The sequence below is a fragment of the Nocardia sp. NPDC051990 genome (assembly GCF_040680755.1).
Taxonomy (GTDB): Bacteria; Actinomycetota; Actinomycetes; order Mycobacteriales; family Mycobacteriaceae; genus Nocardia.
On record NZ_JBFAXH010000007.1, the window covers coordinates 237005 to 253665 of the forward strand.

Here is a 16661-nt window from a genome sequence, read left to right on the forward strand (position 1 = left end):
CAGCAGAGGCATCGCGACACCTTGTTCCTATGCGGGTCGACCCGTTCGGCTGGTTCACTCCTTGCGGCGGACCGAGGCTTCTACGAGATCCAGTACCGCGGAGAGGTTTTCATTGGTGTGGCCGGAGGCTATGCGCGCGATGAGGCCGTCGAGGACGAGGTCGAGGTAGCCGAGGAGGACGTCGGTGGGGACGTCGTCGCGGAGGGCGCCTGCGGCCTTGCGGCGTTCCAGGCGGGCCAGGGTGGCGGCGGTCAGTTCGGCGGAGCGCTGGGTCCAGCTGGCGCGGAATTCCGGATCGGTGCGCAGGCGGCGCGCGATCTCCAAACGGGTGCCGAGCCAATTGAATTGCTCAGGGTGGGCGAGCATATCGCGCATGACCTGCACCAGCCCCTGATTGGCCGCGACGTCGGCCATGCGGTCGGCATCTTCTTGGGCCAGCGCGAGGAACAAGGCGTCCTTGTCCCGGAAATGGTGGAAGATCGCGCCGCGCGACAGGCCGATGGCCTCTTCCAGGCGGCGTACGGTTGCTCCGTCGTACCCGTATTCGGCGAAACAGGCCCGCGCCCCCTCCAGAATCTGACTACGCCGGGCGGCGAGGTGATCATCACTGACTTTGGGCATTTCGGCGGGCTCCTCTGAGCGAAGCGGGCAATGCAATGTGAAGAGGTCCGCGCACCGCGGGTGATGCGGTGCGCGGACCTACTACAGCACAGGCGTTCAGCCGCGAATCATGTTGCGTAGCACGTACTGCAGAATGCCACCGTTGCGGTAGTAGTCGGCTTCACCGGGGGTGTCGATCCGGACCACCGCGTCGAAGGTGACCACATCACCGTTCTCCTTGGTGGCGGTGACCTTCAAGGTCTTCGGAGTCACACCCTCGTTCAGCTTGGTGATGCCCTCGACATCGAAGGTCTCGGTGCCGTCGAGCTTCAGCGACGCGGCCGACTCGCCAGCCGGGAACTGCAGCGGAATGACGCCCATACCAATGAGGTTCGAGCGGTGGATGCGCTCGAAGGACTCGGTGATGACGGCCTTCACGCCGAGTAGCGAGGTGCCCTTGGCGGCCCAGTCACGCGAGGAACCCGAACCGTACTCCTTACCACCGAGCACCACCAGCGGGATGCCCGCGGCCTGGTAGTTCTGCGAGGCGTCGTAGATGAACGCCTGCGGGCCACCGGTCTGGGTGAAGTCGCGGGTGTAACCACCCGAGACATCGTCGAGCAGTTGGTTGCGCAGCCGGATATTGGCGAAGGTGCCGCGGATCATCACCTCATGGTTACCGCGACGCGAGCCGTAGGAGTTGTAATCCTTGCGCTCGACGCCGTTGGCCTCCAGGTACTGCGCGGCCGGGGTGCCCGGCTTGATGTTGCCCGCGGGGGAGATGTGGTCGGTGGTGACCGAATCGCCCAGCAACGCGAGGACACGCGCGCCCTTGATGTCGGTGACCGGCTCCGGCGTCTGGGGCATGCCCTCGAAGTACGGCGGCTTGCGGACGTAGGTCGACTCCGCGGCCCACTCGAAAGTCTTGCCCTCCGGGGTCGGCAGCGAACGCCAGCGCGCGTCACCCTTGAAGACATCCTTGTAGTCCTCGAGGAACATATCGCGGGAGATGACCCGGTCGATGGTGTCCTGGATTTCCTGCGGCGAGGGCCAGATGTCCTTCAGGAACACCTCGTTGCCATTGGTGTCCTTGCCGAGCGCGTCCTTCTCGAAGTCGAAGTCCATGGTTCCCGCGAGCGCGTAGGCAATGACCAGCGGCGGCGAGGCCAGGTAGTTCATCTTCACATCGGGGGAGATGCGGCCCTCGAAGTTGCGGTTACCGGAAAGCACCGCGGTGACGGTCAGGTCGTTGTCGTTGACCGCCTTGGAGATCTCCTCCGGCAGGGGACCGGTATTACCGATGCAGGTGGCGCAGCCGAACGCGACCAGGTTGAAGCCCAGCTTGTCCAGGTACGGCCACAGACCGGCCTTTTCGTAGTAGCCGTTCACGACTTGCGAACCCGGGGCCATGGAAGTCTTCACCCACGGCTTGCGGGTCAGGCCCTTCTCCACCGCGTTGCGGGCCAGTAGGGCCGCGCCCAGCATGACCGACGGGTTGGAGGTGTTGGTGCAGGAGGTGATCGAGGCGACCACGACCGCGCCGTGATCGAGCACGAAGTCGCCGTACTCCTCGGTGGAGACCTTGACCGGCTTGGACGGGCGGCCCACCGCACCGTTCGCGGCGGACGGCAGTACGGCGTCGTCGTCGGCGAAGGAGAGCACCGCCGGATCGCTGGCCGGGAAGGACTCCTCGATGGCCTCGTCCAGGTGGGTGTGCGGGGTCGTGGCGGCTGGACCGGTCTCCGCGTCATCGGTGTAGTTGTGGATGTCCTTGCGGAAGGCGGTCTTGCTCTCCGACAACAGGATTCGGTCCTGCGGACGCTTCGGACCCGCGATGGACGGCACCACGGTGCTCAGGTCCAGCTCGAGGTACTCCGAGTAGGGGGGCTCGTTGTCGGCGTCGTGCCAGAGGCCTTGCTCCTTGGCGTAGGCCTCGACCAACGCGACCTGTTCATCAGAGCGCCCGGTTAGCTTCAGGTAGTCGACGGTCACCTCGTCGATCGGGAAGATCGCTGCGGTGGAACCGAATTCGGGGCTCATATTGCCCAGGGTGGCGCGGTTGGCCAGCGGCACCTCGGAGACGCCCTTGCCGTAGAACTCGACGAACTTGCCGACCACACCGTGCTTGCGCAGCATATCGGTGACGGTGAGCACCACATCGGTGGCGGTCACGCCCGGCTTGATCTCACCGGTCAGCTTGAAGCCGACGACGCGCGGGATGAGCATGGAGACCGGCTGGCCCAGCATGGCCGCCTCGGCCTCGATGCCGCCGACGCCCCAACCCAATACGCCGAGGCCGTTGACCATGGTGGTGTGCGAGTCGGTGCCGACACAGGTGTCCGGGTACGCCTGGCCATTGCGGACCATGACGACACGCGCCAAGTGCTCGATATTGACCTGGTGCACGATGCCGGTGCTCGGCGGAACGACCTTGAAATCGTCGAAAGCCGTTTGGCCCCAACGCAGGAACTGGTAGCGCTCACCGTTGCGCTGGTATTCGATGTCGACGTTGCGCTCGAAGGCGTCCGCACGGCCGAATACGTCGATGATGACGGAGTGGTCGATGACCATCTCGGCGGGGGCGAGCGGGTTGACCTTGTCCGGGTCGCCGCCGAGGGTGGCGACGGCCTCACGCATGGTGGCCAGGTCGACGATGCAGGGCACACCGGTGAAGTCCTGCATGATCACGCGGGCCGGGGTGAACTGGATCTCGGTGTTCGGCTGAGCCGACGGATCCCAGCTGGCGATGGCGCGGATGTGATCGGCGGTGATGTTGGCGCCGTCCTCGGTGCGGAGCAGATTCTCCGCGAGGACCTTCAGTGCGTAGGGGAGTTTTTCGGTGCCCGGCACGGCCGAGAGACGGAAGATCTCGTAGGAGTTGCTTCCGACCTCGAGGGTGCCCTTGGCGCCGAAAGTATCGATACTTGTCGTCACGTCAGCTCCACTCGTCTGTGAGGGTGGCCGCGGGCGGGGCTGTGCCCGCGGCTGGTCTTTCGAGCGATCTGCAAGCAGTCGCTACGGCTACGTCTTCGGAGGGTCCCAGCACTGGAACTTACTGGCTCCTCGCGCCTTCGAGCCTAACAGTACGCTTGTCCTGTGAAACGCGCGGGTTCCGTTGGACGCGCCGCCTGAATGTGCTCCGACACCCCGTCGCGTACTGTGCTTTCGAGTTGTTCGGGGTGATCGGTGGGCTTGCATCGGTTCCCCCCGCAGTGTTGGATGCCCGTCGCCTCGCGTACCGATGCGGCTCGACAGACCGGATGGAAGATGACCGTCTCGCACACCTCGGTGTTCACGCCCATGCGCGCCGAACTCCCCCCTGGTATCGACGACAAGGCGTTGACCCAGATCAAGGAGGATGTGGCCGACAACCATGTGGCCACGCCGAAGGGTAAGGATCAGGACGCACTCGAGGCGGTCGTCGCCGATGCCCGAGCCCACGGCATCGAACTCAGCATCGTGGTGATTCCCGGTAATCCAGGCCACGATTCCAATCTACGTGACCTGGCCACCGAGGTCGGCAAGGCCGAGCACGGAACCGTGGTGGTGCTCAGCGACGACTGGGTCGGTACTTACAGCGATTCGATCAGCCGGGTGAAGCTGGAGTGGGCCGAGGACGCGTCCAAGAGTATGCAGGGTCATTCAGCACAGGCGGCGCAGATTTTCGTCGATCGGCTCGAGCGGCCGGAGAAGGTCTCCTGGACCGCGATCACCAGTGTGCTGATTGTCGGCACCGCGGTGGTGGTCGGCGGTCTCTACTGGGTGAAGTCGCGCCGTCCTGCCGAGCGGGCAGCTGTGCCGGTGGGGGTTTCGGGTCGTGACAATAACCAGGATCTCGCCTCGTAGCGAGTATCCACTCAGTTACTTTTCCTGACGGTCGGTTTGTTTTTCTCGACCGAATCCCCGCGCACATCCGGTTATCTCCGGGCTGCGGGGAAATTACGCTGCTGTAGTTCTGTTGCCATAGTTTCTTTGGTGAAAGATGTGTCGTACGGTTCGAATGATGACGGATGGGGAAAGAGTGATCAGAGAGCTATCTGTCAACCACTGAGTGGGATGGTTCGCAGGGGGCTCGTGAGGTTAAGCCTGTTCGGGTCCTTTGGGAGGTGCGATGCGCAACAACGGCGTTGCCGGCAATCGGCGTCCACTGTGGGTCGCTCTGGGGTTGCTCATCACTGCCGCTGTGCTCGTCACGGCCGGACCGGTCGCCGCGGTGCCGCCTGCCCCGCCCAACCCGAGCGATGACCAGATCGCCGGTGCCGGAGCGCAAGTCGACGCACGAGTGAGCGAGGTCGGCGCGCTGATCAACCAGGTCGCGGCGACGGATCAGAAGCTGCAGGAGCTCGACGCCGCCGTCGCGCACAAGCGTGAAGAGGTCAATAAGGCCCTCGTCGATCTACAGGACGCGCGCGCCGCCGCCGACGCGGCCACGGCGGTGGTGGTGCAGACCCAGCGCGAACTGAGCGAGGCCGGAACCCGGGTCGAACAGGCCAGGCGCAACTTCGATCAGTTCACGGTGCAGGCCTACACCCGGCCCGCAGCGACCTCGATGGTGACCTATCTGTCCTCGGCCACCCCGGATGTCGCCCTGAACCGCGCCCAGGTATTCACGCTGGTATCGAAGAATCAGCAGTCGGTGCTCGACTCGCTGCGCCGCGCGCAGATCGCGCAGGGCAATGACAATGCCAGTGCGCGCCAAGCGAAGTCGGCCGCGGACGCGGCCGCTGCCGTGGCCGAACAGAAGAAGGCCGATGCCGAGAACGCCGTCGCCGCGGTGAAGGCCGAACAGGATCAACAGGCGGCGCAGCGGGAGGGCCTACTACGCGAGCGCGCGGCGGCGCAGGGCCGCCTCGATCAGGCCCGCGCGAATGTGGCCGGGCTGCAAGGACAGCGCGAGGCCTATCTGGCCTGGGACGAACAGCGCAAGGCCGAGGAGGCAGCCATCCGCGCCGCGGCTGCGGCCGCCGCCGCGCGCGCGGCCCAGGACCAGGCCGCCAAGGACCGCGCGGCGCAAGCGGGCGAGGGTAGACGACCGCATATCCAGATGCAGGATTCGCCGCCGCCGCGCCAGACCAAGCCGCGCGTCACCAGGCCGTCCATCGGCGGTGCCGAGGCGATCGAAACCGTGGTCGATCGGGCCATGTCGCAGCTGGGTGTCAACTATGCCTGGGGCGGTGGCGACGAGGACGGGCCGACCCTCGGCATCCGCGACGGCGGTGTTGCCGACAGCTTCGGCGATTACCACAAGGTCGGTTTCGACTGCTCGGGTCTGATGATCTACGCCTTCGCTGGTGTCGGCGTCTCATTGCCGCACTACAGCGGCTATCAGTACAACGCGGGCACCAGGGTGCCCGTGGCTGCGCGCAGCCGCGGCGACATGCTGTTCTGGGGGCCGAACGGCAGCGAACATGTTGCGCTCTACCTCGGAAACGGGAAGATGGTGGAGGCGCCGCAGTCCGGCGAGGTGGTACGGGTGGCGCCGGTGCGCGAGGGCGGCATCATGCCGTACGCGGTGCGGATCGTCTCGTAGCCCCTAGGCTGGGCCGCACGCCGCGAAGCCGACCGCGCACCTGCTGATTTGCCGTGATCTCGGGTCCGGTTGCGGCATATGCGGCCATTACCTGGAATAGTTGTGGCAGCACGCACAGGACCAAAGCGAAAGCGGGGATGTTGGTGACTTCGACGGACGGTGTGAGCGGGGCAAATTTGGCTAAATCGGCCACTGCTCCCGCACCCAGCACCCTGGAGCGTGACGTCCAGACCCTGGAGAAGGCGATATACGAGGTCAAGCGCGTTATCGTCGGTCAGGATCGGCTGGTCGAACGGCTGCTCGTGGGGGTGCTGGCACGCGGCCACGTTCTGCTCGAGGGGGTGCCGGGTATCGCCAAAACCCTTGCGGTGGAGACCTTCGCGAAGGTTGTCGGTGGTTCGTTCGCCCGCATCCAGTTCACCCCTGACCTGGTGCCCACCGACCTGATCGGTACCCGCATCTATCGCCAGGGCCGCGAGGAATTCGATACCGAACTCGGCCCGGTCGTGGCGAACTTCGTCCTCGCCGACGAGATCAACCGCGCGCCGGCCAAGGTGCAGTCCGCACTGCTCGAGGTGATGGCCGAGCGGCATGTATCGATCGGCGGCAAGACCTACCCGATGCCCGATCCGTTCCTGGTTATGGCGACCCAGAACCCGATCGAGAGCGAGGGCGTGTACCCGCTGCCCGAGGCGCAGCGCGACCGCTTCCTGTTCAAAGTGGTCGTCGACTACCCGTCGGTGGAGGAAGAGCGCGAGATCATCTACCGGATGGGTGTCACCCCGCCGGGAGCTAAGCCGATCCTCGAGCCGTCCGAGCTGATCCGCCTACAGCAGGTGGCCGCGAATACGTTCGTGCACCATGCGCTGGTCGACTACGTGGTTCGGGTGATCGCGGCGACCCGCAAGCCCGGCGATTTCGGCATGCAGGATGTGGCGAGCTGGATCGCCTACGGCGCCTCGCCGCGCGCCAGCCTCGGCATCATCGCCGCGGCCCGCGCCGTCGCGCTGATCCGTGGCCGCGACTATGTGGTGCCGCAGGATGTCGTCGAGGTGATTCCGGATGTGCTGCGTCACCGGCTGGTGCTGTCCTACGACGCGCTAGCCGATGAGATCAGCCCCGACGATGTGATCAAGCGCGTGCTGCAGACGGTGGGCCTGCCGCAGGTCGGGCCGCAGGCGGTCGCCCCCGGGATGGCTGCTGCCCCGGCTCCGGCCGCCCCGCCCGCCATGGGTCCGCACGGCGCGCAGGCCCCGATCCCGCAGCCGCCGGCACGCCAGGACGCGGTGCCGCAGCCGTCGGTCGCGCAGATGTCTCCGGCCGCCGGCAACAACCAGCCGAAGTGATCTCGGCATCGGCTGCGCCTGATTTGCCACAAGACGGGGTTCCACCAGTGCCGATGTCCTCACATGCACCACCGTCTTTCCGATCGGGCGAACTGTCCGACCCGAAGTTGACGGCGGCGCTCAAAACGTTGGAACTGACCGTCCGTCGTCGGCTCGACGGTGTACTTCACGGCGATCACCTCGGCTTGATTCCGGGCCCCGGCTCGGAGCCTGGCGAGGCCAGGACCTATCAGCCGGGCGACGATGTGCGGCAGATGGATTGGTCGGTCACCGCCCGCACCACCCATCCGCATGTGCGGCAGATGATTGCGGACCGGGAACTCGAGACCTGGATGGTGGTCGATCTGTCGGCCAGCCTCGACTTCGGCACCGCGCTGTGCGAGAAGCGCGATCTGGCGGTCGCGGCCGCCGCGGCGATTACCCATCTCACCAGCGGCGGTGGCAATCGGATCGGCGCGGTCGTTGCGACCGGAGAACAGTTGACCCGCATTCCCGCGCGCAGTGGTCGGGTGCACGCGCAGTCGATGCTGCGCGAGATCGCGACGACGCCGCACGCCCGCGACGGCGTGCGCGGTGATCTGCGCGAGGCGATCGAATCGCTGCGCCGCCCACAGCGCAAACGCGGACTCGCGGTGGTCATCAGCGACTTCCTGGGTGAAATCAACTGGCAGCGTTCGCTACGCGCCATCTCCGCGCGCCACGATCTGCTCGCGGTTGAGGTGCTCGATCCCCGCGATCTGTCGTTGCCCGATGTGGGGGACGTGGTGCTGCACGATCCCGAGACCGGGCGCACCCGCGAGTTCAGCGTGACGCCTGCGCTGCGCGCCGATTTCGCGGCCGCCGCCGAGCGTCATCGCGTTCAAGTCGAACAGGCCCTGCGCAGTTGCGGCGCCCCGGTGCTCACCCTGCAGACCGATCGGGACTGGATCTCCGATGTGGTCCGGTTCGTGTCCACCCGGCGCCACGCATTCGGCGCCCCGAGCGGACGGGCGCCGCGCCAGTGAGTATTTCGCATTTCACCGCGCTGGTCTGGCTCGGTTTCCTCGCCGTGGTCGTACTGATCGCCTTGGGCTACATCCTCGTTCAGCGCAGCCGCCACCGGCACATGCTGCAGTTCACCAATATGGAGCTGCTGGAGAAGGTCGCCCCGGCGCGGCCGAGTCCGATGCGCCATGTGCCGATCGCGCTGCTGCTGGTCGGTCTGGTGTTCCTCACCATCGCGGCCGCGGGGCCGACGGCGGTCAAGAAGGTGCCCCGCAATCGCGCGACAGTCGTTCTGGTGATGGACGTTTCGCTGTCCATGGAGGCGACCGATGTGCCGCCCTCGCGACTGAAGGTGGCGCAGAAGGCCGGTAAGGAATTCGTCGACGGGCTGCCGCCAGGCATCAATCTCGGCTTCGTCACCTTCGCGGGCACCGCCTCGGTGATGGTGCCGCCGACGACGAACCGCGAGGCCGTCAAGGCGGCCATCGACAATATCAAACTCGCCGAGCGCACGGCCACCGGTGAAGGCATCCTCACCGCGCTGCAGTCGATCGACACCATCGCCACGGTGTTGGGCGGTGCGGAAACGCCACCGCCCGCGCGTATCGTGCTGATGTCCGACGGTAAGCAGACGGTGCCCGACGACAGAGATGCCGACAATCCACGGCACGGTTTCACCGCTGCCCGCTTGGCGAAGAACAAAGGTGTTCCGGTGTCGACGATTTCGTTCGGCACCTCGTGGGGCTCGGTGGAGATTCCGGACCCGGACGGTAAGGGCACTCAGCGCGTCAAGGTGCCTGTCGACGACGATGCGCTGCGCGAGATCGCCGAACTTTCCGGCGGCGATTTCTACACCGCCTCGAGCCTGACCGAGCTGACCACCGTCTACGACACGCTCGAAGAACAGATCGGCTATGAGATGACCAGGGGCGATGCCAGCAGACCATGGCTTTTGCTCGGCATGCTCGTTATCGCAGCCGGTGTAGTGACCGGCTTGCTCTATCGTCAACGCCTGCCGTAGTCGTCAATGCCCACCGTCGCGACGCGCCCGGTTCTGCATAGAGCACTATGTGTGGCCTGGGCGTGGCGCGCGAACCCGAACAGATAGGTTGGTTCTCATGTCGAACATCACATCCCGGTCGGTCCTGGTGACCGGAGGCAACCGCGGTATCGGACTGGCGGTCGCGCAGCGACTGCTCGCCGACGGGCACAAGGTGGCCGTCACACATCGTGGGTCGGGGGCTCCGGACGGTCTGTTCGGTGTGAAATGCGATGTGACGGACAGTGATTCGGTCGATGCCGCCTTCACCGAGGTGGAGCAGCACCAGGGGCCGGTCGAGGTGTTGGTCGCCAATGCGGGCATCACCGACGACACCCTGCTGATGCGGATGACCGAGGAGCAGTTCACTAAGGTCATCGATGCGAACCTGACCGGCGCGTTCCGGTGCGCCAAGCGCGCGAATCGTGCCATGCTGCGGGCGCGCTGGGGGCGGATGATCTTCCTCGGCTCTGTGGTCGGCCTCGCCGGTCAAGCCGGACAGATCAACTATGCGGCGTCCAAGGCCGGTGTCATCGGTTTGGCCCGCTCGGTCACCCGTGAACTCGGCTCGCGTTCGATCACCGCCAATGTCGTCGCGCCCGGCTTCATCGAAACCGATATGACCGCCGAGCTGCCCGACGATCTGCGTGACATGGCGAAGAAGTTCATTCCGCTGCAGCGTCTCGGCCAGCCCGAGGATGTCGCGGCTGTGGTCAGCTTCCTCGCTTCCGAGGATTCGCGCTATGTGTCCGGCGCGGTAATTCCGGTCGACGGCGGCATGGGCATGGGGCACTGAGCCAACCGACAACGCCGCGCCGCCTCGGCGGTTGCGCAACCCCACGAACTTCGACTGAGGAGAACCGAAAACCCATGGGCGGATTGCTCGAAGGCAAGACCATCCTGATCACCGGCATCATCACCGATTCGTCGATCGCGTTCCACGCGGCCGCGGTCGCGCAGGAGCAGGGCGCGAAGGTGATCATCACCGGCATTCCGGAGCGGCTGCGGTTGATCGATCGGATCGCCAAGCGACTGCCGCAAGAGGTCGCCCCGGCGATCCCGCTCGATGTCACCAATGAAGAGGATCTGGCGGCACTGGCCGATAAGCTCCGTGAACTGGCGCCGAACGGCCTCGACGGCGTACTGCACTCGATCGCCTTCGCGCCGCGCACGCTGATGGGCCCGGAGGCGCGGCCATTCCTGGACGGTCCCGGTCCGGACGCGGCCAAGGCCTTCGAGATCTCGGCCTGGAGCTACGCGTCGCTGGCCCGCGCCGTACTTCCGGTGATGAACGAGGGCGGTTCGCTCGTCGGCATGGACTTCGATCCGCGCACCGCGATGCCGTTCTACAACTGGATGGGTGTGGCCAAGGCCGCGCTGGAGTCGGTGAATCGGTATGTGGCGCGAGAGGTGGGCACCGCCAAGCGGATTCGCTCCAATCTGATCGCCGCCGGACCGATCAAGACCCTCGCCGCCAAGGCCATCGCGGGCACCGCGACCGACGATGCCGCCAAGTTGAACCAGCTCAACACCTACTGGGACGGCGCGTCGCCGATCGGCTGGGATGTCGACGATCCGACCGTGGTGGCGAAGTCGATCGTCACGCTGCTCTCGGACTGGCTGCCCGCCACCACCGGTTCGATCATCTACGTCGACGGCGGAGCCAGCCACAACACCTGGTTCCCGGAGAATATGTCGATCAACTGACGTAATCCGAAGGGAGACACCGTGGTTCGGGCCGCCGACGCCCTACTGCTGCTGTCGTTCGGCGGTCCCGAGCGGCCCGAGGACGTTATGCCGTTCCTGGAGAACGTCACTCGGGGACGAGGGGTGCCGCGCGCACGTCTCGATGAGGTCGCACAGCATTATCTGCACTTCGGCGGTGTCTCACCGATCAATGCGCTCAATCGCGACATTATCGCCGCGGTCGAGCGTGAATTGGCCGGTGCCGGCATCGAATTACCGGTCTACTTCGGCAACCGCAACTGGAATCCGATGGTCGAGGACACCGTCGCGCGGATGGCGGCTGACGGCGTGCGGTCGGCACTGGTGTTCCCGACCTCGGCGTGGAGCGGATACTCCGGGTGCCTCCAGTACGACGAGGACATCAGCAGGGCGCGTGCGGCGTTCGGGCCGGATGCGCCGGAACTGGTGAAGTTGCGGCAGTACTTCGACCACCCGCTGTTGATCGAGGCATTCGCGGCGGCGATTCGGGCTGCGGTCGGTTCCCTTCCCACCGAGCGCCGAGTGGGCGCTCGACTGGTGTTCACCGCCCACTCGATCCCGGTATCGGCCGATATTTCCGCGGGGCCGCCTGCCGATGGTGGCCGTCTGTACAGTCGCCAGGTCGCCGAGGCCGCCCGATTATGTGCCGCCGCAACGGGATTCGCCGACTATGACCTGGTGTGGCAGTCCCGTTCCGGGCCACCGCAGATCCCGTGGCTCGATCCGGATATCGTCGATCATCTCGAGGATCTGTCCGGCAAGGGTGTGGATGCGGTCGTGGTCTGCCCGGTCGGGTTCGTATCCGATCACCTCGAGGTCATCTGGGATCTGGACAACGAAGCCAGGGAGAAGGCCGAGGAACTGGGCATGGCGTTCGCCAGGGCCGCCACCCCTGGCACCGATCCCCGTTTCGCCGAGTTGGTCGTCGAACTGATCAACGAGCACCTGACCGGTAGATTGCCACGCCGACTCGGCGATATTCCGGGCTACGGCTGCACCGTAAACGGTGCCCGCTGCGCAATCGACTGCTGCACTCCGCCGCGACGGCCGGCGGCGGCAACCTAGCTTTCGAGGTGGACGTCCACCGTCAAATCCGCTCGCGGCGGGCACCGGTGCGCCGTGGACGCAGTTGATGTAGGCGATACCAGGCCAGCGCGAGGAAGACGGCCCCCAGCCCGGCGACGACTCCCATGTCGAGCAGCCAAGTGCCGATGGTGTGTTTCCACAGCGGGTCGGCGGCGCCCGAGTGCGGTGTGAGGGTGTCGAGGTCGATGGTGGCGGCTCCCGCGCCGAACCCCCAACGGGACGGCGATAAGTAGGCCAGTTGCTCCAGGCCGAATGTGCCGGGGAGCCGCACCAGCCCGCCGGTGAGCACCAGTTGTGCCATCGAGAGCACGATCAGCAGCGGCAGTGTCTTCTCCGAGGTGCTCACCGACACCGACACCAGCAGGCCCAATGCCAGCGATGTGATGCCGAGCAGCGCCATCGCCAGGATCAACTCCAGCTCGACCGATGTGAAAAGCCCCTTGGGCGGCATATCCACACCGATGGTGCCGATCAGGACCAACACCGCCGCCTGCAGGGCGGTGATCACGCCGAGGACCAGCATTTTCGACATCAGGTAGACCCCTGTCGACAGGCCTGCCGCGCGTTCTCTGCGGTAGATCGTCTGCTCCTTGACGATCTCGCGAATCGAGTTGCCGGTGCCGACGAAGCACGCACCGAATGCCAAAATCATGAGCTTGGTCGGGGCATCGGTGTTGGATCCCGGCGCCCCGGCGAATCCCGCGCCCGACGGCACCGCGGCGATCAAGCCACCGAGCAGCAGGGGCATCACGCCGAGAAGCGCCAAATAGCTGCGGTCCGAGGCGATCACCGCCAGATATCGCCGACACAGTGTGCTGAGCTGGCTGAGCTTGGACTGCGGCGCGGGCGGTGGCGCAGGTGTATGAACTTGCGCTGGGCCGACGTCGTCGGTCAGCCCGACCGCCACGTAGTTCTCGAAGCGCGGCGAAGTTCGGAACTCACCGGCCCAGTTGCGGTCTTCCTCGCGGTCGAATGCCTGGAACACCTCGGCCCAGTTGCGCTGTGCGAACTGCTGCAGACCCTCCGCGGGCGGCCCGTAATAGGCCAGCCGACCGCCGGGCACCAAGACCAGCAGGCGATCGCAGGAATCGAGATTCGCCACGCTGTGCGTGACGACGATGACGGTCCGCCCGTCGTGCGCCAGCTCGGACAGCATTTCCATGACCGTCTTGTCCAGGCCCGGGTCGAGACCTGAGGTCGGTTCGTCGAGGAACAACAGGGACGGTTTGGTCAGTAGCTCCAGTGCGACGCTGACCCGTTTGCGCTGCCCGCCCGAGAGCCTATCTATGCGGGTATCGGCGTGCCGCGCCAAACCTAGCTCGTTGAGGACCTCGTCGACCCGCTCCTCGCGCTCCTCGCTGCGGGTATCACCGGGGAACCGCAGTTCGGCCGCGTAGAGCAGCGCGCGCCGCGTCGGCAGCTGGTTGTGCAGGATGTCCTCCTGCGGAACCAGCCCGATACGGTGCCGGAGCTCGTCGTAATCGGTGTACAGGTCGCGTCCGTCGTAGCGGACGGTCCCCTCCGTCGCGGGCCGTAACCCGGTGATCGCGCCGAGCAACGTCGACTTGCCGGCTCCGCTCGGCCCGATGACCCCGACGAGCGAACGCTGCGGGATGGGGAAGCCGACCCCGTCGAGGAGCACCTTGCCATCGGGGGTTCGCACGGTGAGACTCTGCACCGACACCGATACGTCACCGGTGTCGACGAACTCGCGCAACTCGTCGCCTACCAGCCGGAACGTGGTGTGGCCCATGCCGATCAAATCGGATTCGGAGAGGTCCGCCGCGTCGATCCGGTGGCCGTTGACGTAGGTGCCGTTGTGACTGTCGAGGTCGACGATCTGGTACTTGCCGTCGCCGATCGTGCGCAGCTCGGCGTGATGGCGGGAGAGCATGAGGTCATGCGCGACAACGTCGTTGTCGGCCGCGCGTCCGATTCGGAGCGTGGGCGATGTGATCCGGACGACCTCGCTGGGTACCGCCAAGGGTGACGATCGCGAAACTCGCCGGGGCCGGCCAGCGTTGAACTTCGTGACCGTTACTTCATCCTCGAGGTTGTAACCGGGATTGGGGACGACCATCGTGTCTTCCCCAACGTCGCCATCGGACTCGTGGTCGGGTCGTCCTGCTTGCCCCTCCAGGAAACAGGCCAGCTGCTCGCCGTCCACGGCGTGACCGAGCTGGAATGTCTCGTTATGGTCGATCACCATCCGCTCGACGCGATGGCCGTCGAAAAAGGTGCCGTTGAGGCTGCCCGCGTCCTCGATTTCCCAACCATCCGCACCCCGCTCCAGAACGGCGTGCAACGAAGATGCGCGCGGATCGGTCACAATAATGTCGGAAGCCGGATCGCGACCGACGTTATACGCCGCTCCAGCGCGTAGCCGATAGACGCGTTCCCTGGTCTGCACCACGAGAACCGGTGCCTCGGGGAATCCCATGGAGGACTGTTCATCCGCCATGAGGCGAGTATACGACTGGTCCGCAGTATCCCCGCAATGGTCGACCACCTCGCAATTCCGCTCGTCAGCAACCCGTAAGCACAAGCACCCGATTGGCGTTCGCGTCGACGACGTATACAGCGGTTCAGGTTGACGGCAACTCCGTCCGGTTCCATCGGACCAGTTCGGGCAGGCTCCGTCGTAGTGTCGTCGGTCAGAAGCTCGAGCTGGTGAGGTAGGCGTAGACGCCGGGGAAGCCTGGGCGGGCGCTGCCCTTGCCCCAAGAGGTGACGCCGATCAGGCGGCCCGCGGCGATGAGTGGATCGCCGCTGTCGTATTCGGCGGTGTCGGCGTCGGGGGAGCCGGCGCAGAGCATGTCGGCGGGGTCGAAGGCAGAGCCGTAGGCGGCGGCGCAGATGGCGTCGGGGACGATCGGAACCGTGGCGGATCGCAGGAGCGTATTGGAGGTGTCGTCCTCGGTGGTGCCGCCCCAGCCGACGATGGTGCCGGTGTCGCCGTATGCACGCGGATCGTGCTGTGGCGGGGCAACTTCCAGGTAGGGCCCCGGCATCGGTTTGTCGAGGACGAGGATCGCGAGATCATTGTGGTGTACGGTCTCGCCGTCGAAATCGGTCTTCCTGAAGTCCGGATGGACGCGAATCTCCTTGACCCCCACGGTAACTCCATCATACGAGCGCAGATCGGTGCGGCCGAAGGTGACGCTGATCGCCTGCGGGAGCAGCCGGGCCAATTCGACGCAGTGTGCCGCTGTCACAACTCGATCGGGCGCGATGAGCACACCGCCGCAGAACTGTCCGGAGGGCCGGGGGAGGTACAACGGGGTGCCGACGGCGGCGAGCCACGGATGGGCGCTCGCCTCGGTGGTATTTCCGCCCACGATCGCCGTGGCGGGAACGGCGGGCGCGCCGAGACCGATGATGAGTGCGGTGGTCACAGCCGCGGCAATGCGAGGTATGCGTAACATGCTGCCTCCCGGATGGTTCCGGCGATCGCTTGGCCTCTTCGACCAGAGGATGCCGATGTTGTCGCGCCTTCGTTGCCGCTGCATCGGTCGACCGCCGCTGCTTTACGAATTGCCCCGGGCCGCGGCGTGCACCGCCACCAACCGGGCCGCGCGGATCGCGTCCCAGAGTGGGCGTAGCAGGTCTTCCTGGGCGCCGATGGCGGTGGCGGAGGTGGGCGCGGAGGCCGGTTCGCGTTGGGCGACAGTGAGGATCGCGGCGACGTGGTCGGCGCTGTCGAGGATTCGCCTGGCGCGCAACGGGATCGAGTCCGGATAGTCGTGGCGGGAGTAGTCGGCGAGTTCGGCCTCGATGAGTTCGCGGGGGTCGGCGTCGGCGGCCGTGCCGACGGCGGTGGTGTGTAGGCGCATGAGGGCGTCGGCGGCATCGCGCACCGCCTCGCGCATGGTGTACTCGGCCTCGCCGAGCGACATATCCGGTCCGGGCGTGGCGGGGATCGGTGTGCTGTAGACCGTCCACTGCAGGGTGTCGTCATCGGCCCACTGCGGGATCAAACCGGTGCCGTCGCCGCCGGGCGCGCCGAACAGCATGCCCTCGCCCGCCTCGATGGCATCGGCGGCGAAGGCCGTTCCGGTCGGCAGACCGCGCACATCGCCGGGCACCGGCAGCACCAGACGCAATTGCGCACCGGGCTGTGCCATCGCCCCGCGAATCACCTTGAGCAGCGCCATGACTCCGGTGCCGGACAGATTGTCGCGCAAGGACCAGGGCAGGTCGTCGCGACCGCCGGTGATCGGGTCGCCCGCGGCGATCGTGTGCCGCGGCGCCCAGGCGTACAACGCCTCCAGGATGTCATCGGGCGCGCTGCGACCGGCCAGCCAGGAGCCGGCCCACACCGTCAGCGTGGCACTAGGAGAGCACATAATTA

13 protein-coding genes are annotated in these 16661 nt (G+C 66.0%); 8 read left to right on the plus strand and 5 right to left on the minus strand.

Features of this window, described 5'->3' with window-relative positions:
* Positions 1-54: 54 nt before the first annotated feature.
* Positions 55-621 carry a helix-turn-helix domain-containing protein gene (locus tag AB0L63_RS16475; RefSeq protein WP_364500808.1) on the minus strand — a complete coding sequence of 189 codons (567 nt, stop codon included), beginning with the start codon at positions 619-621 and terminating at the stop codon, positions 55-57.
* Between the two features lie 96 nt (positions 622-717).
* Positions 718-3534 (minus strand): aconitate hydratase, encoded by a 2817-nt coding sequence (locus AB0L63_RS16480; protein ID WP_364500810.1) that lies wholly within the window; start codon positions 3532-3534, stop codon positions 718-720.
* A gap of 333 nt (positions 3535-3867) precedes the next feature.
* On the opposite strand from AB0L63_RS16480, the gene AB0L63_RS16485 reads away from it, so the two are divergent.
* From AB0L63_RS16485 to AB0L63_RS16520, 8 genes are all read left to right on the plus strand, one after another.
* The gene (locus AB0L63_RS16485; protein ID WP_364500812.1) at positions 3868-4446 is read left to right on the plus strand and encodes a DUF6676 family protein; all 579 of its coding nucleotides are present in this window, start codon (positions 3868-3870) and stop codon (positions 4444-4446) included.
* Positions 4447-4711: 265 nt separating this feature from the next.
* The gene (locus AB0L63_RS16490; RefSeq protein WP_364500814.1) at positions 4712-6130 is read left to right on the plus strand and encodes an NlpC/P60 family protein; all 1419 of its coding nucleotides are present in this window, start codon (positions 4712-4714) and stop codon (positions 6128-6130) included.
* Positions 6131-6267: 137 nt separating this feature from the next.
* The gene (locus tag AB0L63_RS16495) at positions 6268-7476 is read left to right on the plus strand and encodes a MoxR family ATPase (protein WP_364500817.1); all 1209 of its coding nucleotides are present in this window, start codon (positions 6268-6270) and stop codon (positions 7474-7476) included.
* Positions 7477-7529: 53 nt separating this feature from the next.
* A complete protein-coding gene (locus AB0L63_RS16500; protein WP_364500820.1) occupies positions 7530-8480 on the plus strand; it encodes a DUF58 domain-containing protein in 951 nt (316 codons plus the stop codon).
* Entirely contained in the window at positions 8477-9481 is a 1005-nt protein-coding gene (locus tag AB0L63_RS16505) for a VWA domain-containing protein (RefSeq protein ID WP_364500823.1), read from the plus strand. The genes AB0L63_RS16500 and AB0L63_RS16505 overlap by 4 nt, the downstream gene beginning before the upstream one ends.
* Positions 9482-9578: 97 nt before the next feature.
* A complete protein-coding gene (gene fabG1 / locus AB0L63_RS16510; protein WP_364500826.1) occupies positions 9579-10295 on the plus strand; it encodes a 3-oxoacyl-ACP reductase FabG1 in 717 nt (238 codons plus the stop codon).
* Between the two features lie 74 nt (positions 10296-10369).
* Positions 10370-11206, plus strand: a complete 837-nt coding sequence (gene inhA, locus AB0L63_RS16515) for an NADH-dependent enoyl-ACP reductase InhA (protein WP_364500829.1) — start codon at positions 10370-10372, stop codon at positions 11204-11206.
* A gap of 21 nt (positions 11207-11227) precedes the next feature.
* Entirely contained in the window at positions 11228-12289 is a 1062-nt protein-coding gene (locus AB0L63_RS16520) for a ferrochelatase (RefSeq protein WP_364500832.1), read from the plus strand.
* Between the two features lie 22 nt (positions 12290-12311).
* Here AB0L63_RS16520 and AB0L63_RS16525 read toward each other — a convergent pair whose 3' ends face one another.
* From AB0L63_RS16525 to AB0L63_RS16535, 3 genes are all read right to left on the minus strand, one after another.
* Positions 12312-14771, minus strand: coding sequence for an FHA domain-containing protein (locus tag AB0L63_RS16525; protein ID WP_364500834.1), 2460 nt, complete (start codon positions 14769-14771; stop codon positions 12312-12314).
* A gap of 193 nt (positions 14772-14964) precedes the next feature.
* Positions 14965-15735: a serine protease gene (locus tag AB0L63_RS16530; protein ID WP_364500837.1), complete on the minus strand. Its 771-nt coding sequence runs from the start codon at positions 15733-15735 to the stop codon at positions 14965-14967.
* A 102-nt stretch (positions 15736-15837) separates the two neighbouring features.
* Positions 15838-16656 (minus strand): hypothetical protein, encoded by an 819-nt coding sequence (locus AB0L63_RS16535; protein WP_364500839.1) that lies wholly within the window; start codon positions 16654-16656, stop codon positions 15838-15840.
* Between the last annotated feature and the right edge of the window lie 5 nt (positions 16657-16661).

What these genes read in the sequence shown, in the direction of transcription:
- AB0L63_RS16475 (WP_364500808.1), bottom strand. Translation starts at nt 621, where the DNA reads ATGCCCAAAGTCAGTGATGATCACCTCGCCGCCCGGCGTAGTCAGATT.
- AB0L63_RS16485 (WP_364500812.1), top strand. Translation starts at nt 3,868, where the DNA reads ATGACCGTCTCGCACACCTCGGTGTTCACGCCCATGCGCGCCGAACTC.
- AB0L63_RS16490 (WP_364500814.1), top strand. Translation starts at nt 4,712, where the DNA reads ATGCGCAACAACGGCGTTGCCGGCAATCGGCGTCCACTGTGGGTCGCT.
- AB0L63_RS16495 (WP_364500817.1), top strand. Translation starts at nt 6,268, where the DNA reads ATGTTGGTGACTTCGACGGACGGTGTGAGCGGGGCAAATTTGGCTAAA.
- AB0L63_RS16500 (WP_364500820.1), top strand. Translation starts at nt 7,530, where the DNA reads ATGTCCTCACATGCACCACCGTCTTTCCGATCGGGCGAACTGTCCGAC.
- fabG1 (WP_364500826.1), top strand. Translation starts at nt 9,579, where the DNA reads ATGTCGAACATCACATCCCGGTCGGTCCTGGTGACCGGAGGCAACCGC.
- inhA (WP_364500829.1), top strand. Translation starts at nt 10,370, where the DNA reads ATGGGCGGATTGCTCGAAGGCAAGACCATCCTGATCACCGGCATCATC.
- AB0L63_RS16525 (WP_364500834.1), bottom strand. Translation starts at nt 14,771, where the DNA reads ATGGCGGATGAACAGTCCTCCATGGGATTCCCCGAGGCACCGGTTCTC.
- AB0L63_RS16530 (WP_364500837.1), bottom strand. Translation starts at nt 15,735, where the DNA reads ATGTTACGCATACCTCGCATTGCCGCGGCTGTGACCACCGCACTCATC.
- AB0L63_RS16535 (WP_364500839.1), bottom strand. Translation starts at nt 16,656, where the DNA reads ATGTGCTCTCCTAGTGCCACGCTGACGGTGTGGGCCGGCTCCTGGCTG.